Source organism: Solimonas flava DSM 18980, assembly GCF_000426685.1.
Lineage (GTDB): Bacteria > Pseudomonadota > Gammaproteobacteria > Nevskiales > Nevskiaceae > Solimonas > Solimonas flava.
Genome location: NZ_AUFV01000015.1, coordinates 1 through 18,686, shown reverse-complemented (window position 1 = coordinate 18,686; position 18,686 = coordinate 1). Strand labels below are relative to the sequence as shown.

18 protein-coding genes and 1 pseudogene are annotated in these 18,686 nt (G+C 65.0%); 11 read left to right on the top strand and 8 right to left on the bottom strand.

Annotated features, from left to right (window positions below):
• Positions 1-20: 20 nt before the first annotated feature.
• Positions 21-1,229, bottom strand: a complete 1,209-nt coding sequence (locus tag K343_RS0115410) for a helix-turn-helix transcriptional regulator (RefSeq protein ID WP_028008838.1) — start codon at positions 1,227-1,229, stop codon at positions 21-23.
• 294 nt (positions 1,230-1,523) lie between these two features.
• Here K343_RS0115410 and K343_RS0115405 point away from each other — a divergent pair, with 294 nt between their 5' ends.
• A complete protein-coding gene (locus tag K343_RS0115405; RefSeq protein WP_051278533.1) occupies positions 1,524-2,891 on the top strand; it encodes a DUF1329 domain-containing protein in 1,368 nt (455 codons plus the stop codon).
• Positions 2,892-2,931: 40 nt separating this feature from the next.
• The gene (locus tag K343_RS0115400) at positions 2,932-4,431 is read left to right on the top strand and encodes an aldehyde dehydrogenase family protein (protein WP_028008836.1); all 1,500 of its coding nucleotides are present in this window, start codon (positions 2,932-2,934) and stop codon (positions 4,429-4,431) included.
• Positions 4,432-4,537: 106 nt separating this feature from the next.
• Here K343_RS0115400 and K343_RS22435 read toward each other — a convergent pair whose 3' ends face one another.
• From K343_RS22435 to K343_RS0115385, 4 genes are all read right to left on the bottom strand, one after another.
• Positions 4,538-4,840 (bottom strand): DUF1488 family protein, encoded by a 303-nt coding sequence (locus K343_RS22435; RefSeq protein WP_051278531.1) that lies wholly within the window; start codon positions 4,838-4,840, stop codon positions 4,538-4,540.
• 2 nt (positions 4,841-4,842) lie between these two features.
• Positions 4,843-6,792 carry a pyruvate kinase gene (locus K343_RS22430; protein WP_084615928.1) on the bottom strand — a complete coding sequence of 650 codons (1,950 nt, stop codon included), beginning with the start codon at positions 6,790-6,792 and terminating at the stop codon, positions 4,843-4,845.
• A 154-nt stretch (positions 6,793-6,946) separates the two neighbouring features.
• Positions 6,947-7,246, bottom strand: a complete 300-nt coding sequence (locus tag K343_RS24655; RefSeq protein ID WP_154662611.1) for a hypothetical protein — start codon at positions 7,244-7,246, stop codon at positions 6,947-6,949.
• Positions 7,247-7,311: 65 nt separating this feature from the next.
• Positions 7,312-8,205, bottom strand: a complete 894-nt coding sequence (locus K343_RS0115385) for an AraC family transcriptional regulator (RefSeq protein ID WP_028008835.1) — start codon at positions 8,203-8,205, stop codon at positions 7,312-7,314.
• Positions 8,206-8,456: 251 nt separating this feature from the next.
• On the opposite strand from K343_RS0115385, the gene K343_RS0115380 reads away from it, so the two are divergent.
• Positions 8,457-9,212: an SDR family NAD(P)-dependent oxidoreductase gene (locus K343_RS0115380; protein ID WP_028008834.1), complete on the top strand. Its 756-nt coding sequence runs from the start codon at positions 8,457-8,459 to the stop codon at positions 9,210-9,212.
• Positions 9,213-9,297: 85 nt separating this feature from the next.
• Here K343_RS0115380 and K343_RS0115375 read toward each other — a convergent pair whose 3' ends face one another.
• Positions 9,298-10,164 carry an AraC family transcriptional regulator gene (locus K343_RS0115375; protein WP_028008833.1) on the bottom strand — a complete coding sequence of 289 codons (867 nt, stop codon included), beginning with the start codon at positions 10,162-10,164 and terminating at the stop codon, positions 9,298-9,300.
• 108 nt (positions 10,165-10,272) lie between these two features.
• Positions 10,273-12,177 (bottom strand): DUF1302 domain-containing protein, encoded by a 1,905-nt coding sequence (locus tag K343_RS22425; RefSeq protein WP_084615927.1) that lies wholly within the window; start codon positions 12,175-12,177, stop codon positions 10,273-10,275.
• Positions 12,178-12,348: 171 nt separating this feature from the next.
• Here K343_RS22425 and K343_RS24810 point away from each other — a divergent pair, with 171 nt between their 5' ends.
• The 8 genes and pseudogenes from K343_RS24810 to K343_RS24630 all read left to right on the top strand — a co-directional run bounded on the left by K343_RS24810 (position 12,349) and on the right by K343_RS24630 (position 18,275).
• The gene (locus K343_RS24810; RefSeq protein WP_051278527.1) at positions 12,349-12,705 is read left to right on the top strand and encodes a carboxymuconolactone decarboxylase family protein; all 357 of its coding nucleotides are present in this window, start codon (positions 12,349-12,351) and stop codon (positions 12,703-12,705) included.
• Positions 12,706-12,811: 106 nt separating this feature from the next.
• Positions 12,812-13,651 carry a hypothetical protein gene (locus tag K343_RS0115360; RefSeq protein WP_028008832.1) on the top strand — a complete coding sequence of 280 codons (840 nt, stop codon included), beginning with the start codon at positions 12,812-12,814 and terminating at the stop codon, positions 13,649-13,651.
• A gap of 291 nt (positions 13,652-13,942) precedes the next feature.
• Complete coding sequence (locus tag K343_RS24650) at positions 13,943-14,287, top strand: hypothetical protein (protein ID WP_154662610.1); 345 nt, start codon at positions 13,943-13,945, stop codon at positions 14,285-14,287.
• Positions 14,288-14,384: 97 nt separating this feature from the next.
• A complete protein-coding gene (locus tag K343_RS24645; protein WP_154662609.1) occupies positions 14,385-14,897 on the top strand; it encodes a hypothetical protein in 513 nt (170 codons plus the stop codon).
• 75 nt (positions 14,898-14,972) lie between these two features.
• Positions 14,973-15,941: pseudogene (locus K343_RS22415) on the top strand (IS5 family transposase); the annotation flags it as partial.
• Between the two features lie 280 nt (positions 15,942-16,221).
• A complete protein-coding gene (locus K343_RS24640) occupies positions 16,222-16,800 on the top strand; it encodes a hypothetical protein (protein ID WP_154662608.1) in 579 nt (192 codons plus the stop codon).
• Between the two features lie 210 nt (positions 16,801-17,010).
• The gene (locus tag K343_RS24635) at positions 17,011-17,673 is read left to right on the top strand and encodes a hypothetical protein (protein ID WP_154662607.1); all 663 of its coding nucleotides are present in this window, start codon (positions 17,011-17,013) and stop codon (positions 17,671-17,673) included.
• 122 nt (positions 17,674-17,795) lie between these two features.
• Positions 17,796-18,275, top strand: coding sequence for a hypothetical protein (locus tag K343_RS24630; RefSeq protein WP_154662606.1), 480 nt, complete (start codon positions 17,796-17,798; stop codon positions 18,273-18,275).
• A 74-nt stretch (positions 18,276-18,349) separates the two neighbouring features.
• Here the strand turns inward: K343_RS24630 and K343_RS0115350 are convergent.
• Positions 18,350-18,686: integrase core domain-containing protein (locus K343_RS0115350; RefSeq protein WP_028008831.1), on the bottom strand; the 337-nt coding region annotated here is incomplete at its 5' end.

The following is an 18,686-nucleotide window of genomic DNA, read 5'->3' as shown; positions in this document are numbered from 1 at the left end:
GTCGCCGCGCCGGCGGCGCTTCAGGCGAGCGTGAACACGCTCTTCAGCATCAGCCGCACCAGCATCGTCTGCCGCGTCACGCCGGTCTTGCTGAAGATCGAGCGCAGATGCGTGCGCGCGGTGTTGCGGCGGATGTTCATGAGATCCGCCGTCTCGTCGAGCGAATGGCCGTCGGTGAGGAACATCGCCAGCCGCGTCTCGACGCGGGTCAGCCCGAGCAGGCGTCGCGCCAGTTCCTGCGAGGCCTGCGGCACGCTCGCTTCCGGATCGCGCAGGTAGAGCACGGCCGCCGGGCGCCGCCCGCTGTCCGGCCACGGTCCCGGCGGCAGCGGCTTGACCAGCACGCCGAGCCGCGCGCGCCCCGACGGCCGCGTGATCGGCATCGCCTCGGCGAGTCCGGGCGAGGGCTTGCCGCTGCGTGCGATCGCGTTGTCGATCAGGCGCAGCAGCTCGCGTTTTTCCTGCGTGCTGTCGGTGTTCAGGCCGCCGCCGAGACCCAGCGCGATGCCGTCGCGCTCGGCGAGGATGCGGCGCGCCTCGTCGTTCATGTCGAGGATGCTGCCGCTGGCCGCGAGGCGGATCACGCCGAGCGACAGGCGGTTGACGGTGCCGGCGAACAGCTGGCGCTCGGATTCCAGCGCGTCGAGCTGTACCTGCTGGCGGATCGAGCGCTTGAGGTGCGGCAGCAGGAAGCGCAGCAGGCTGCGCTCGCCCTCGCCGAACGGTTCGGCGCCGTGCGGGCGCGTCGCGCGCAGCTGGCACTCGATGCCGTCGGCGGTGCGCAGATCGGCGCCGAGCAGGTGGCGCACATCGAGCGGCTTCAGGTAGTCGCGGTAGATCGCGCTGTCGAGCCAGGCCTCGCCGATCAGCTCCTCGGGCGTGACCACTTCGCCTTCCTGCAGGTCGACGAACGGATCGACCGCGAACAGGTGCTTGGTGTACGACTCCATCGCCACCGCGTCCTCGGTGCCGACATGCGCCATCGTGCCGAACTGATCGTCCGCCGGGCGGCGCACGATCAATGCCACATGCGAGGCGTCGAGCCGCTGCTGCAGCTGGCGCAGCGCTTCCTCCCAGGCCGGCCGCGTCGCCGGACCTTCGTAGATCGCGTCGAGCAGGACGTTGAGCCGCTGGCCTTCGAGGCCGGCGACGACGTGCCCCGGATCGACCGGCGGCGGGCGGCGCGCGGGCCGCGCGGCGTTGTGCAGGTAGCGGACATTGGCCGACATCGTTTCCCTCCTCCTCGAATGGGGCCGTGGACCGGCCTCTTCACGGTCGCGCGCAAAACCTCACTGATTTGGAGGATGCGCCCGCCGCTGCTGACTGCCGACTATCGGTCACCGACCGAAGCAGGCGATCGCGAAAAAACATTGCGATTGAATTGTAATCTGCATCCGGCGGCGGCGACAGCGCAAGTCTCGGCCGAGCGGCGCGAGTCTGACGCTTCGCCTTGTCAGAGAATCCCGGACAGCGCGCCGGCGGACGGTCAGGCCGGCGTGCGTCCATCCAGCGAGGAGGACGTGATGGATTCGAAGCGCGCAATCGCATACGGGTGGCTGGCCGCCGGCCTGTTCACGCTCGCCGGCACCGCCAGCGCCAAGGTCGGCGCCGAGGAGGCGGCCCAGCTCGACGGGCCGAAGCTCAGCTGCATCGGCGCCGAGCGGGCCGGCACGGCGTCCGGCGTCGCCGAATACACCGGCAAGTTCAAGGGCACCTGGCCCGGCGTGAAGAACCCGTCCGGCTACGAGCCCGGGCCGTACGCCGGCGAAAAGCCGCTGTTCACGATCACCGCCGCCAACATGGCGCAGTACGCGGAGCGGCTGACCGAGGGCCAGAAGGCGCTGTTCAAGAAGTACCCGGACGCGTACCGCATGAACGTCTATCCGAGCCATCGCGATTTCGCGGACTCGGACGAAACCTGCCGCCGCACCCGGAAGAACGCGACCAGCGCCGAGGTGGTCGACGACGGCAAGGGCCTCAAGGGCACCGCCGGCGCGATCCCGTTCCCGATCGCCAAGAGCGGCCTCGAGGCGATCTGGAACATCAGCAACGCCGGCCGCGTCTACACCGAGCAGGCGATCTGCGACATCGCCGACGTCTACGCCGGCGGCAGCGTCGCCTGGGGGCGCCAGAAGTTCATGGTGCTGGTGATGAACAACGATCCGAAGCAGGAGCGCAGCTACGCGGAACGCGTCACCGCGCATTTCTACACCGGCTACCTGCTGCCGGAACGCGACCGCGGCTTCGTCGCCGTCGGCTTTCAGCCGAACAACTACACCAATGCCGCGACGCAGTCCTGGCAATACCTGCCGGGCACGCGGCGCGTGCGTCAGGCGCCCGAGGTCGGCTTCGACTATCCGGTGCCGCCGGCGGGTTTCCGCACCGTCGACGACGATTACGGCTTCAACGGCTCGCCCGAGCGCTACAACTGGAAGCTCGTCGGCAAGAAGGAAATCTACATCCCGTACGCCAACTTCCGGATCAACGATCCGGCGCTCAAGTACGCGGAGCTGATCAAGCCCGACACCGTCAATCCGGACTACCTGCGCTACGAGCTGCACCGCGTCTGGGTCGTCGAAGGCACGCTCAAGGACGGCGTGCGCCACATCTACAGCAAGCGCGTGCTGTACGCCGACGAGGACAGCTGGCTCGTGGCGACGGCCGACAACTACGACGCGCGCGGCCAGCTCTGGCGCGTGCCGGTCATCACCTACCACTACTCGCAGGAAGGCGGTGCCTGGCACCGCGGCGTCTCGATCTATCACGACCTGTCGGCCGGCACTTACGAAGCCGGCTATCTGGTCAACGAGAGCAAGCAGTGGTGGCGCATCAACCAGCCGATGTCCCCGACCCAGTTCACGCCGGAAGCGGCGGCCCGGGCCGGGCACTGAATCCGTTCATTCATCCCGCCACACGATCCGGAACCGCACCATGAGCACCGTCATCAATCTGCCCGTCGCCAACGACATCCGCGCGACTTTCGACCGGGTTGCTGCGCACGTGCCGCAGCTCGCCCAGAGCACGGCCGAGCAGCGCATCGCGCGCATCCGGCGGCTGATGAAGGCGACGCTGGCCGCGCGGCCGCGCATCTACGAAGCGGTCAAGAAGGAGCGCGGCCTGACGCCGCCGGACGTCGACGGCGAGCTGGTGATGCTCAAGTTCGAGGCCGACCACATCGAGAAGCACCTCGCCGACTGGATGAGCGACAAGGAGGCGCCGCCGTCGCTGATGACGCTCGGCAAGAAGTGCTATCTGCACTATGAAGCCAAGGGCATGGTGCTGGTGCTGCCGAGCTGGAACGCGCCGTACGTGATCGGCTTTCTGCCGCTGCTCGGCGCGCTGGCCGCCGGCAACGCCGTCATCATCAAGCCGTCCGAGCTGGCGCCGTACTCGTCGAAGGTGATGGCCGAGATCGTGCGCGAGGCGTTTCCGGACGGCGAGGTGGCGATCGTCGAAGGCGGCGTCGAGGCGGCGCAGGGCCTGCTCGCCTGCCCGTTCAACCACATCTTCTACATCGGCAACAACACCGTCGGCCGCATCATCATGCGCGCCGCCGCCGAGCACTTCGCGTCGGTGACGCTGGAAATGGGCGGCAAGAACCCGTCGATCGTCGATGCCAGCGCCGACGTCGAGGACGCCGCGCTGAAGACGGCCTGGGGCCGCATGTGCAATGCCGGTCAGGCCTGCATCGCGCCGGACTACGTGTTCGCGCACGAGTCGGTGTTCCAGCGCTACGTCGATGCGCTGGTCAAGGAAATCACCGCGATGTACAACCCGCGCGGCGAGGGCTTCGACAAGAACCCGGAGTACCCGCGCGTCATCAACGCCCGTCATTTCGAGCGCATCAAGGCCCTGGTCGACGACGCGCGCGCCAAGGGCGCGAAGATTGTGATGGGCGGCGAATTCCGCGCCGAGGATCGCTACATCGCACCGACCGTCATCACCGGCGCGACGCCGGACATGAAGATCATGCAGGAGGAAATCTTCGGGCCGGTGATCGTCGTCATGCCGTGGCAGCGGCGCGAGGACGTCGTCGCCTACATCCGCGCGCACGACAAGCCGCTGGCGTCCTACGTGTTCGCCAGGGATCGCGGTGCCTGGGAATACTTCCTGAAGAACACGACGTCCGGCAGCTTGGTGCTGAACCACAACGTCGTGCAGTCCGGCACCAATCCGTACCTGCCGTTCGGCGGCGTCAACCACAGCGGCATCGGCCGCCTGGTCGGCTTCAACACCTTCGCCGAATGCTCGAACGCGCGCACCGTGTTCGAGGAAGGCGCGCCGGTCGTCGATCCGCGCACGATGTTTCCGCCGCTGACCGACAAGTACAAGAAGCAGCTGACGCAGCTGCTCGAAGGCAAGCCGGTGCCGGCGGGCATGGTCAAGCTGATCGACAAAGTCGTGCGCGTGGTCGGCGTCTTCAAACGCTAGACCCGCAACACGGGGGGAGGGGGAGCGGGAGCGGTGCCGGGGGGCGCCGCTCCTTTTTTTGCGCCCGGGCCGTCGCAGCGCCGCGGCGCCGCGTGTCCGGCCGTGCTCAGGCCGCGGCGCCCTGTGCCGCCGCGTGCGGCGCGGCGACGTCGCGCGCATAGACGACGATGGCGCCGTCATCGGATTCGCGATGGTCCTCGATCAGCGCTTCGGCGATCCTCTCGATGGCGTTGCGATGACGTTCGAAGGCGTCGAGCAGATGCGGCTCGTCGGCGCCGAAGCGTTCCATCAGCGCGCGGGCGCTGATCGCACAGGGGATCATGCGGCCGTGCGAGAACGCGGAAAAGACCACGAAGTGCTGTTCGGCGTCGAGCGCCGGGGCATGGGAGAAACGGACGGAAGCGGACATGGCTATGACTCCTGAGTAACGCTCTTCGGCCGCCGGCGCTGTGCCGCGGCGGGCGCCGGGCAGGACGGTTCGGCCGGAGGAGCGGTGAAGGCTTGGGCGAGATGCAGCGCGCGCAGGGTGGGGCTCTTCTTCGACTGGTGCGCCTGCATCCTGCGCAGGATGTCGTCGAGCACGCGAACCGCCTCGACGATATGGGCACCTTTGTTGAGCATGACGCATTCGGCGCGGTCGGCCATTGCGGCATCGGTGATTTCAGCCCGGGACGGAACGCCTTCCTGGGCCAGCGTTTCGAGAACCTGGGTGGCCCAGATCACCGGAACGTGCGCCGATTCGCAGATCCACAGGATTTCCTCCTGCACTTCGGCCAGACGTTCAAACCCGCATTCGACGGCAAGATCGCCGCGCGCGATCATAACGCCGCAGCGCGGCGCCTTCATCGCCGCGAGCAGCATTTCCGGCAGGTGCTCGAAGCCGCGCCGGGTTTCGATCTTGAGCACGATCGCCGGTCGGCCGGCGCCGCAGGCGGTGATCTGCGCGTGCAGCTGCTGGACGTCCTCGGCGCCGTTGGCGAACGACAGCGCGACGATGTCGGCGTGTGCGGCGATGAAACGCAGATCCTCGATGTCCTTCGGCGTCATCGCCGGCAGCTGCAGATGGCTGTCCGGCAGGTTGATGCCCTTCTCGCTGCGCAGCTTCTCGCCGCGCGGCCGCGCATGCGTGATGCGCACGCTGATGCCGTCGGTGTCGACATGCTCGACCTCGCCGCCGATGCGGCCGTCGTCGAACCAGATCGACTCGCCGGTGCGGACGTCCTGAAACGCTTCCGGCGGCACGCAGGCGATGTGCGCCGGCGTCAGCACCGCGCCGCCGCTGTCGTAGCTGGCGGCGCGGCCCGGCAGCAGCTTGCGCGTCAGCAGCAGCAGATCGCCCTGATGCAGCAGCAGCGGCTCCTCGCGCGCCGGCAGCGGGCCGATCATGGCGCTGTCACGGCGGTCGCGGTTGCGCACCAGTTCGAGCCCCGGCACGAAGTAGCAGGTCCGGCCGGCTTCCGCCCAGCAGCCGTCGGCGGTGGTTTCGACCACGACGAGATTGCGGCGCGCGTCGCGGGCGTCGCGCAGGCGCAGACGGTCGCCGACCGCCATCGTCCGCAGCCAGGCGGCGGGCAACGGCAGCTGCGCGTCGGCGTCCGCCGGTGGCGGCTTCGGATGCGTCTCGGAGCAGAGCCAGATGCGCGCCGGCGCCAGCACGTTGCCGAGCGGATCGCGGCGCGGGCGCACCTTGACCACGCTGGGGCCGGCCGTCAGCGGCCCGGTGCGCAGCTTCGGGCCGCCGAGATCCATCAGCACCTTGCAGCGGCGATGCAGCGCATGCTCGGCGCGGCGCAGGTTCGCGATCATGCGCGCCCAGTGCTCGGCATCGTCGTGCGCGCAGTTGATGCGCATGCAGTCCATGCCCTGCCGCAACAGGCGATGCACGAGGCCGTAGTCGTCGGCGGCTTCGCTCGGCATCGTCACCATGATGCGCACGTCGCGCTGGGCCGGCGCCGGGCCCATCAGCGCCTGCGTGTGATCGGCCAGCAGCTGCTGGCCCTGCGCGCGGTCGATGGCCGGCCGCCGATCGGACGGGCGCACGCGCGCGCCGGTCAGGTCGTGCAGCACGCCGAGCACCGTCTGCAGCGACCCGAGTACATGCGATTCCGCGCGTCCGAGCGAGGACAGCCCGAGCGAGGCCAGGCGCTGCTGCAGCGGCCGGATGTCCTGGCGGCGCAGCGCCAGGTAATGGACCAGATTGCGTGCGCTCTCGCGAAAGCCGGGATCGAGTTCGTCGAGACGGGCTTGCAGCTCGGTCTCCGCGGCCAGCATCTGCTCGCGCAGCGACGACAGCTCGTCGCTCAACGCCCGCAAGGCGTCGATGCGGTCGTGGCGACGGCGCGGTTTGCGGGGCGTGGCCATCAGCGCTGTGCCCGCCGGGCTCGCGAAGCGCGCCGGCTGACGACGGTGACGAAACGGAATTCCCCGGACCGCGGCCGCGCTGGGCGACCGAGACGAATCCGTTGGGGCGGCGTCGGGACCTGGAGCGACATGACACATGGGGAGAAAATTGAGGCTACAGCATGCTGCAGCGCGATCGGCGCCCGCGTTGATCTGGCTCAATGAGAACGGCGCAACGCGGCTCCGCGATCTTCGCGACCGTATCGAACGACGTCGAAATGGCTGCGAGACGCCCCGCAACGGTGCATTCGCGACGGCCCGCAGTCACAAAACTGCCGCATTCGCCGATGCCGGCTACACCAGCGCCGACAAGCGCGTGCCGCGCAAGACGCCGCGCTGGGAGATCGCCCGCCGGCGTGGCGAGGTTCAGAAACCGCAAGGCCGAGAACGGCAGCGCATCGAACGGCAGGAACACGAGAAAGCCAGCGTTCGCGCCAAGGCGTTGGCACGCACGAAAGCAAACGCGCCGCCGCTGGCCGTTCAGGCTGCCGTGCGCAAGCGGACTCTTGCTTCCCTGATGTCGCGGGCCGGCGACATGCCGAACATACGGCCGTATTCGCGCGTGAACTGCGGCACGCTCTCGTAGCCCACGGCGTAGGCCGCGGCGGCAATCGGCGTGCCGTCGGCGAGCATCGAGCGCCGCGCCTCGATCAAGCGCAGCTGCTTCTGGTATTGCAGCGGTGTCAGCGAGGTGATCGCGCGGAAGTGCGCATGAAAGGTCGACAGGCTCATGCCGGCCGCCGCGGCGAGCCGCTCGACGGGCAGCGGCCGCGCCGGCTCGGCACGAATCAGAGCGATGGCGCGGGCGATGCGCTGCGCGTGGCTGTCGGTGACGCCGAGGGCGCGTATCGCACCGCCGTGGCGGCCGGACAGCAGCCAGTAGTGCAGTTCGCGTAGCAGCGGTTCGCGCAGGATGGGCAAGGCCGCCGGGCGCTCGAGCAGCCGCAGCAGACGCAGCGCCGCGTCCGCGACTTCGGCCTCCGTCGGATCGACGCGCACCGGTGCGCCGTGCGCGAAGGGCGCCGAGCCCATGTCGACGACCAGGCTCTCGATCAGCGCCGGGTCCAGTTCGAGCACCAGCGAGTAGTACGGCGCGCCGAGCGTGGCCTGCGTGATCTGGCTGACGGTCGGCACCTCGCTGGTGATCAGCAGCGATTCGCCGGCGCCGAAGTCGAAGGTGTTGCTGCCCATCGTCACGCGCTTCTTGCCTTGCAGCACCAGCGCCACCAGCGGCCGCGTGATCGCGTACTGCAGCGGCGTCGGCTGCGTTTCGCGCAGGATCACGAGGCCGGGGAACGGCGTGCGCGCGACGCCGAGCGCATCGACATGCGCTTCGGCGTAGCGCCGCGCGGCTTCGAGCAGGGTCTGGGTCATGGCGAGCCCCGGTTGTGGATCCGGCGTCCAGCTTAGGCGCCGCCGCAGCGGTGCTCAAATGAATTCGCAGGATCCGGCAAGACGGCGCGGTGGATCAAGAAAAGCCGCCAAGGGCGCCTTCGCTGTGGTCGTCAGCTGTGCGCGGGTGTCCGCACGAACAGGCAAGAACGGCCGAAGGATCGCGCAACCCGGCGCGGCCGTGCGCCTCGATAGTGGGCTCACCGTAACCCAGCCAGCAAAGGAGCATTCCGATGAGCACCATTTCCCTCATCACCGGCGGCAACCGTGGCCTCGGCCGCAACACCGCCCTGAGCATCGCGCGCCGCGGCGGCGACGTAGTCCTGACCTACCGCAACGGCGCCGCCCAGGCGCGTGAGGTCGTCGCCCAGATCGAGGCGCTCGGCCGCAAGGCCGTCGCGCTGCAGCTCGATGTCGCCGACGTTTCGACCTTCCCGGCCTTCGCTGCCGCCGTGCGCACGGCACTGGCGCAGCACTGGGAACGCCACAACTTTGATCACCTCGTCAACAACGCCGGGCACGGCGAGATGGCGAGCATCGCCGACACCACCGAGGCGCAGTTCGATTCGCTGTTCGACACGCACGTCAAAGGCGTGTTCTTCCTGACGCAGGCGCTGCTGCCGCTGATCGCCGACGGTGGCCGCATCATCAACTTCTCGTCGGGCCTGACGCGCATCTCGGTTGCCGGCTTTTCCGCGTACTCGGCGGCCAAGGGTGCGGTCGAGATCCTCACGCTCTACATGGCCAAGGAACTCGGCAGCCGCGGCATCACCGCCAACACGGTGGCGCCCGGCGCGATCGAAACGGACTTTCTCGGCGGCGCCGTGCGCGACATACCGGATCTCAATCAACAGTTCGCCGGCATGATCGCGCTCGGCCGCGTCGGCGTGCCGGACGACATTGGCCCGATGGTCGCCAGCCTGCTCGGGCCCGACAACCGCTGGATCACCGCGCAGCGCATCGAGGTGTCCGGCGGTCAGACGATCTGAACGTCGTCCGTATCGCAAAAAGGGCGCCGTCCAGCGACGGCGCCCTGCGCTGCGCGACGGCCGGCCTCGCGCCTTGCCGGGAGCTTCAGCGGATCGGCAGCAGAACGTCGGTCAGGAGTTCGTGCTCCGGCGTATCGGCGCGCAGATTGAGGTAGTGGAAGACGATCGGAAAATCGCGCAGCTCCTCGCCGCTGTGCGGCAGCCAGTTGCGATACAGGTGATACACCGCGCCGGCGATGTGATCCGGCGAGCCGCGATGGCGCACGGTGGCGCAGCGGCCGCCCGGAATGGTCCTGGTGATCACGCCGTGCCGGTTCTCCGGCACCGGGCCCTGCACCTCACCGCAGATGTCGAAGCGGAAGCGCTCGGGTGACGTCGTCTGCGGGTCGTCGTAGGCGACGCCGTAGGTCTGGCTGCTTCCGACCGGTGACAGCCCCGATTCCTTGCGCCAGGCGATGAAGCGTTGCACCGAGCCGTTGAGCAGGGCGGGATCGCCGCGATGTTCGAGGACGGCGACGGTCACGGCCGGGACTTCGTTGATCTTCACTTGCATGTTTGCGATCTCCTTGCGGGATATCCAGTGGAATTGCGCGCTCCAGGACGACCAGTCCGGCTCCTTGCGGAACGCGCTCGGTGATTGCCCGAACACCTCGCGGAACGCCCGCGAGAACGATTCGGGCCGCTCGAAGCCGGCCTGCGCGGCGATTTCGGTGATGCGTTCGAGCGGATTGAACGCCAGCCGATACGACGCGCGACGCAGGCGTGCGAGCTGCACGTAGCGTGTCGGCGTCGTGCCGACGTAGCTGCAGAACTGGCGGTGAAAGTGGAACTTCGAGAAGTGCGCGACGCCGCTCAGCACGTCCGAGTTCAGGGGCTCGTCGAGATGCGCGTCGATGAAATCGAGCACCCGCGCGAATCGCGCGGCATAAGCGTCCGGGTGAGATCTTGTCATGCGCGTAGTCCGTTGCCGACTACTGTGCCGAAAGCCTCGTCCGCCCGCCTGACTGCGATTGCTCTCTTTGCGGCTTCAGCGCCCGAGCGGGCGTGCCGCGTTCCTGTGTCAGAAGTTGTACTTCACCGTGATGCCGATGTTGTCGCGATCCGCGTACGGGTTGGCACGCAGGTCGGGCGTGCCGAAGAAGCCGCTGTACTGCACGCCGACGGTGAACTGCTGCAGATAGGTCATGTAGGCGCCGATGCCGAAGCGCTTGTCGTGCGGCCCCATCAGCGCGCCGAAGCCGGACAGCAGCGAACTCTGGCCGGCGATCATCATCGCGTAGCTGACCGGCACCGAGAGATCCCAGCCGGAGATGACGTTCTTGCGGTCGATGATCGCCAGCGTCGACAGGCCCGCGGCATCGCGCGAGTAGGTGAGGTCCTTGGTGCAGCTGGTCGGCCCGCAACCCTGATCGTTGTCGGCGACGTGAATGAAGCCGGTCTCGCCGACCACCGACAGCGAATCCCAGAACAGACCGGGGCCGAACGAGTACAGGCCGGACAGCAGGCCCTGCCAGATCTTCGAGCGCACCGGCGTCGGCACCGGACCGAGCAGGCCGCCGTCGACGTCGACGAGCACGTCGGCGCCGTCGCGATAAAGCGCCTCGCCGGCGACGTTGACGCCGCCGAGCGTGGTCGAGAAGCTGAGGCCGGCGAGATGGATGCCGTCGAAGTAGTGAACGCTGTAGGTGACCGGCACCTTGAGGTTGAGAACCTGCGTGGTCAGCACCGGCGGCACGCCGTTGACGCCGCCGATCAGTGCCGCGTAGCCGTAGTTCTGCACCGGCGCCGGCGTGGTGCTGTGGTAGCGCAGCCAGTACAGGCCGATGTTGGTGACCGGCGTGAGCTGGTACTTGAGGCCGATGCCGTACTGGCCGCCCCAGCTCGGCCGCGTGTCCTTGACGCGCTGCACGTTGATGTAGCGGGGTGTGCCCGGCTGGCTGATCTGGCCGACCGGCAGCGGCACGTCGGGAAGCACCGTATCGAGCGCGTTGAGGATGCGGCCGAGCGCCTGCGTGACGGTGCCGGTCGGCGCGTTCGGCGCCAGCGCGGACAGCGCGAGATTGACGAGTTCGACGGCGTCGTCCGAGGCCAGATTGAAGTCGGCGTAGTTCGGCAGGTACAGCGGATTCTCCAGCCCGTAGATGAAATCGGCGCCGGGGCCGACCACATCCGTCACCGAAAAATATTCGCCGACCGGATTGAGCTCGGTCGGCTTGAAGTCCAGCTTGTACTGGCCGAGCACGGTCCAGTCCTCGTTGAGCGCGAGCTGCATCGAGATCTGGTTGACCGGCAGCAGCAGGCTCTTGACGTCGACGCCGGGCAGGTTGGCCTTGGTGGCGTCGGCCGGCCCCTGCGAGAGGGCGATGCCGTCGAAGAACAGGCTCTCGCCCCAGGCGGCGACGTGCTGGCCGACGCGTAGGTTGAGCACCGTGGTGTCGCTCAGATACCAGGAGCCGAAGGCGTAGGCGTCGAGCAGGCGCGCGCGGGCGCCGTCGTAGTAGCGCGCGTCGCGGCTGAACTCGTTGTAGGCGCCGTCGGTCTTGCTGATCGTCTCCGGCGAATCGTTGTCGTTGCGGCGGCGGTAGACGTCGTCGTAGAAGGCGTCGCCGCGCAGCTGGAAGCCGTATTCGTCCTTGCGCAGCATCAGCTCACCGAGCAGCGTCAGACGGTTGTTGATCGTCGCGCCCTTGGCGAAGTTGCGATTGCCGTCGTCGTAGTTCGCCGATTCCGGCACCTTGAAGTAATCCGGCACCGGGATCGTCGCCGCGCCGGGCGCGTCGATGAGCCGGCGGTCGGGATCGTGCAGGCGCCACGCCGCCGAGTAGGTGGCGGAGAGCTGGGTTTCGATCTCGACGCCGTACGCCTCGTACGAATCCGCATGCGCCGCCGGTGCGCCGGCGGCCAGCAAGGCCGCCGCGATCGCCGTGCGGCCGTGGCCGCAGCGATGCCCGTCGCGAGTTCCCATCGGCTCTCCCCCGTGTTCTCTTCTTGGCGACCGGCCGAACTTAGGTCCGCCGCCGCCGCCGTATCCTCCCTCAAACTGGGTAGAGCGTTCGCCGCAAACATAACGATCGAATTGTTTTTTGACGCGCCGCCGGGTGCCCGCCTACGATCCGCCGCGCAACCGGAGAGCGACGTGAACAAATACGATCGGGCGCGCGGCGTCGAGCTGTTCGAGGAGGTCTACGCCGGCGACGTACAGGTGCCGGCGGGCGCGGCCGGACCGTTCGTCGACTTCATGCTGGAAACGCTGTTCGGCACGCTGTGGGCCGACGAGACGCTGAGCATCCGCGACCGCCGCCTGCTGCTGATCGGTGCGATCACCGCGCTCGGCGATCCGGTCACGCTGCAGATCCAGCTGCGCGCGGCGCTCAAGCGCGGCGAGCTGCGTGTCGATCAGCTCGACGCGCTGGCGATGTTCCTGACGCAGTACGTCGGCTACCCGCGCGGCTCGCAGCTGTTCCGCATCGTCACCGAGCTGAAGGCCGCATAGCGGCGCTCGCGCCGCGCGAAGTCTCCCCCAAATGAGGGCCGCTGCGCCGGCCGCCGCGCCGCGAGCATGGCGGCGCCGGTGCGTGACCGGACGGGGAGGCGCAGCGATGGCGTTGGCGGGCTACTGGTTTTCGAAGAATCCGGACAAGGCCTGGGGCGAGAAGTTCTTCCTCGCCTTCGTGCCGGTGTTCTGCGTCTACAACTACGCGATCCTCGCCTCCGGCCTGCTCGACGTCGGCAACTTCTGGCACCTGATGCAGAACCTGGCGATGTGGCTGCCGTTCTGCATGCTGCTGCCGGCCTGGCTGCGCCGCCACAGCGGCGTGCCGTGGCAGCGCAGCTACTGGTTCAAGTACAACGTCTACATGTTCGTGTACGTCTTCTTCGCGACGTACTTCCATACCGAGTATTTCTTCGACGTGCTCGGCATCCGCTACCACTTCCCGAAGGTGAGCTGGTACTTCGATTCGGCGCTGCTCGGCCCGGACGAGGCGACCGCGCTGGCGAGCTACCGCAAGGTGCCGGTCGGCATGTACTTCAACGCCATCGCCTTCTTCATCGTCTACCACAGCATCGCCGTCGTGCTGATGCGCCGCGTGCGCACGATGACGCTCGCCGCCTCGGCTTGGCTGCGCGCGCTGCTGTGGGCGCTGACGGTCGCGGTGGCCGCGTACTTCTTCGCCTGGGCGGAGACGTATTTCTACGTCGGCGTCTCGGACCTTTCTCGCGCCAACGTCTGGTACGTCGACATCCCGCGCATGCTCTCGCTCGGCTCGGTCTGCTATGCGCTGTACTTCATCGTCAGCTTCCCCAACGTCTACCGCCTCGACGAGGACGCCGCCCAGCCATGGACGATCGGCCGCACGGTGATCGAGGCCTCGGCGGTCAGCATGATCGTGCTGCTGCTGCTCGATCTCTTCGCGTGGGTCGTCGGGCCGATTGCCTGAGGGTGGGAGGAAGCTCGGCGGATCGCGTTGGCGAGACGCTGACCGTCGACAGCTTTCAGCCCAAAGCGGTTGGTCACCTCGTCGAGGCGGGTGTGCGCTAGTTCTCAGGGCCGGTAGGACGTCCCGCTGCACGATGCGGCATCATGAGGCGGTGATTGCTCGGCGTGCTTATGCCGCTTCACGGGGGAACGGGGCATGATAATCAAATGCTTAACCGAATTTGCCGCCGCAGGCTGCAGAATGAATATGCTGATCCCGGCATGCTTTTACTAACTGTTGGGCCGACCGAAAATGAGCGCAGCAATCTTCTTTCTCGCCGTAGCGGTAGTACTGGCTGTTTGGCGAGAGCGTTACTCCAAGGAGCATGTGTTTTTTGTCAAGCTCGCGGCGAGCTATCCTGCCGCGGCTAATGAAATCAAGGGCAAGTCAATCCTTGGAATGAAGGGATCAGCAATTCGCTGGTACATCGAAGAGGAACGCTACAAAGTTCTGGGCAAGCTCCCAGATGAGCTTGAAAAGCTAGTAAATCTGCTTTCTAAGCGATACCGTCAGAGGCAGATGCGTTCAGTACTGGGCCCCTACGCAATTCTGCTCTTCTTTTTGATAACTCTGGTGCTCGAGCGTTTCTTCAAGTGAGGCCCAACAAATGCATCCAGCCGACGTATTTGCCTTCGCTTCGCTGTGGCAAATCCGCGGCTGATGCTCGGCGTTGGACCGCTTTGGGGAGAGCGTGATGGCCGGAAAGAACAAGTCTAAGTTGACCAAGACCACCATAGAGTGCGTCTACCGAGATGGCGAGCTCTGGACGATCCAATACGGTCAGTTGAAGCGCCACAAAGGAAACCCCGGAAAGACACAGCGTCTGTTCCAAGTCGTTGGTGAAAAGCTTCCATACGACGCCCTAGCGACAGTTCGTGACCATGTAAAGGAAAATGGCTACGGAACAGATGGGGTGTATGTCGCCCATGATTCCATGGGGTTCCCTCGATACATAGGCCGAGGCGCGATCTTCAACAGGTTAAAGGCTCGCAAGGACGCACAAGTTCTCGAGTTGTCCTACTTTTCGTTCTACGTCGTATCTGAGAAGAAGCATGAGCGTGAAATCGAGACACTACTCATACGCGCAGCTGGACCCTTGCTTGAGTTCAACACTCGAAAGAAGCGAGTAAGCATCAAGCCCGGCAACATTCGTGATTACGAGGCAGGCACCACATTCTATGAGCGCCAATACAAAAAGGGCGCCTAAGGAAAGTCTGAATAACCTCCGAACTGGCGCGTAGCTTGCTGCTGTGAAGGCAGACCATCAAGAGCAGAACCTGCCATGGACCAACTGAGCTTCGGAGACGCCGAATACGTGAGCAAGCGCAAACAGACGCGGCGGGAAGTGTTTCTGGCGGAGATGGAACGGATCATCCCATGGCACTCGCTGCTATCGCTGATCGAGCCGCTGTATCCGGCCGGAGCCAACGGGCGTCCGCCGTATCCGCTGGCGACGATGCTTCGGGTACACCTGATGCAGAACTGGTTCGGCCTGTCCGATCCGGCGATGGAAGAGGCGCTGTACGAAGTGACGTCGATGCGGCGCTTCGCCGGACTGGGCATGGAGCGCATCCCGGACGAGACGACGATTCTGAACTTCCGGCACCGGCTGGAGGCCAACGATCTGGCACCGGAGATTCTGGCACGGGTCAACGCGCACCTGAGCCGCAAGGGCCTGATGCTCAAGCGCGGCAGCATCGTCGACGCGACGATCATCGCGGCACCGAGTTCGACCAAGAACGCCGACGGCGAGCGCGATCCGGAGATGCACCAGACCAAGAAGGGCAACCAGTGGCACTTCGGCATGAAGGCGCACATCGGCGCCGACGTCGATTCCGGCCTGGTCCATACCGTGGTGACCACGCCGGCCAACGAGGCGGATGTCGAAGTGGTCGACGAGCTGATCCGGCGCAAGGACACCGTGGCCTATGCCGATGCTGGCTACACCGGCGCCGCCCAGCGCGTGCCGCGCAAGACGCTGCGCTGGGAGATCGCGCGCCGGCGCGGCCAGATCCAGAAGCTGCCACAAGGCCCTGAGCGGCAGCGCATCGAGCAACAGGAGCACGACAAGGCCAGCATCCGGGCCAAGGTCGAACATCCGTTTCGCGTCATCAAGCGTCAGTTCGGATACGTGAAGGTGCGCTTCAAGGGCATGGCCAAGAACACGGCGCAGATCGTCACTTTGTTCGCGCTGGCCAATCTGTGGCGGGTGCGCAAGAAATTATTGGCGATGACAGGCGAGGTGCGTCTGCAGCTCGCTCGCTTATACGGGGTGATGGGCGATGAAAAGCGCCGCCGCCCGGCGCCAAGCGCACCCATCGGCCGTCAATCGTCTTTCAGATGCGAAACGCGCGCGCTGTACCAGCTGCGCGTGCGTGGCCCGCAGGGTTATTCAGACTTTCCCTAAAGGAACCGATCCATGAGTGTGGTGCTTACTCGCTCCTGCGGCTCTGGCGCCTCGCTAACCCGCGTTACGGCCTTTGCGGAGGTCAGCGCCTCTGACTGCGGAAGTCATACTGTCTAGGAGTCTCGTGAAGATCTTAAATTACGCTACAGGCGCCTTGCTCTTAGTATCCGGTCCAGCGGCACTTGCTGCGTTGCTTTTTAGCAACTTTGTGCCGAACCACCAGACAGTTGAATTTGCCAAGTTCGGCTCAATTTTTCTCGGGATTTTTTTCTTTTTCTTCTTCTGGCGCCCTGGCTGGGACTCTCGCATGGTCGAGGCACGCCTAGAAGCTTTGCAGCAACTTCCAAGGATTCTTCGCACTCCGACCATCCGCGCTCCGTTCATGGGAGCCGCTTTCTTCTGTCTCAGTTGGGTAGGCCTTTCGGCAGGCCTCCCTTGGGTGTATACCGTCATCTTTGGAAGCGCTGGTGTCGAAGAGGTGGTAGTGTCTGGCTGGGAAAGTGATTCTTACAGTAGCCGCTCAGGCCACAGTTGTGAGCGTCCCCTCATAGCTGATGTGCCGTTCATGATGCTGGGACGAAAGGCACTATGCTTGGATGCATCTCAGAAATTGAAATTTCCGACCGGGACCCGAATAGAACTACACGGTCAGAAGTCGCCCCTTGGGATTGACCCGACGAGCATCTCCAGTGTCGACTCCTAACCTGCGCGGCAAGGCGGCGTGAGAATGCACTTGGAAAGCGAGTGCATGCGCAGTATCGTCAGCCGGCCCAAAACGGGCTTCGAGACAACACATGCCTGGCAGAGCCATCGCCTTCGCCATGAATCGCTCTGAAGATGCGATCGCAGAGAACCGTGTCTCGCGCGGCGTTTTTCTACAGCCTCGTTGGGCGGCACGAAACGAGGTGGCCAAGTGATTGTTGAAGCACTAATTGCGACGTCGGTCTTATCGGTTGGGGCGGCGTTGCACGCTGCTCGGCTTACTGCCGGTGATAACGAAAAACAGATTCGAGCGGCGCGTGTCTCTAGTGCTATCGCTTTGATGGTGCTCGCGCTAACTTGGGCAAACTACTACGAAAATAAGAAACGAGCGGACGAAGTTTCGGATGCTGAGTTGAACCTCAACGTCGCCGAGCAGATAGCGCAAAGAACTATTCCGGTCTTAGACGCGTATTTTTCGCTACTACAGCGCCATGCAACAGTCTTTAACTACCTGAGCTATCAGGAAGGCCTCAAACAGGCTCATGCCTTTAGCTCATTACTGCAGTGGGAAAATCAGGTAACTCCAACAGTAATAAGAGAGTTGGAGCAGGCAAGGAATGCCCATGCATCACTGGTTCAAAGCGCGAAGGAGGTGCTGGCGCTCTCCGACAGATTCCCAACTCGGGTGCCCAGCGAAGCTCTTGATTGGGCGTCTTTGACACTCGGTATCACGTTTGATCAAGTGCCTCGCTATTTTGACCCGTACAAGGAACTGCCTGAAGCAGTTGAGTACGCTGAAAAGCTTGGGCGAGCGCTCAGTTCAGCAAAGGAAACTGTTCGTGCGGCTGATGGCACGATCACGCGTAAGGAATAGTCAGGATGCCGCCCAACCAACACGCTGCAAGGGACGTTTCACCCATGGCCCATTTTTGCTGCCGCAAAAACGTTCCTCGCCTCAAACGCCCCTGAGCGTGGGCGTTTGGCGTCGAGGAACCCGTGAGCATTTCTGTTCGGCTATTTTGCTTTTCTCCATCGGAAGAGCTGATGTCTGTACCGTTGAAACTAGCAATGCAACTCCACGATCCGTTGAATAAACCATGTATCCCAGAGCTTGCGAACACATCAACGCGATTCGCTGAGGTCGCCGTTGAGCTTCGTAACCGCAAGCCAGTACGTGTCACCCGTAAGGGCTACTACCTGCTGCGTTTCGATGCTGCTGGATTCCCTGATTCAGAGAGGCTGGGTCGCCAAATGATTGCGGCGATTGACTGGTCGTGGATGATGCAAAGCTCAAAAGAAAAAGTAGAAGGCTCGGTAACCCACGCCGAGAGCGCTTTTAAACATCGAGGGGCCCGGTGGACCCCGGCCTTTACCGAGGAAAGAGCAATAGAGGCTGCAGCGCTCGGGAACATGAAGACCAAGCGTATCGCTGCCCAACCAACGGTACATGGACTCCTCCCGCAAGCCCGCAGGTGAAGTGAATCGCTGATCGCTGGCGCACGAAGGTGGTTGGGTAATCCCCCCGCTTTCAGCGGTCGCCAAAAGTGGAGCTAAGCGGCCAAGGCAAGTTTCTGCATAGGCGTGATACCGCCAAGCGCCATGTTCGGGCGCTCATGGTTGTAAGTCCAGAGCCAACGAGTGGCCTTGTCCTGCACCTGCTCAATCGAGTCAAACAGGGTTCGAGCCAGCCACGCGTAACGCACGGTGCGGTTGTAGCGTTCGACATAGGCATTCTGCTGTGGCTTGCCCGGTTGGATGTGCTCGATGCGGATGCCGGCACGCTCGGCCCACGCCAACAAGGCGCCGCTGATGTACTCGGGCCCATTGTCGCAACGGATGACCTTTGGCTTGCCGCGCCACTCGATCACCTGTTCCAGCGAGCGGATG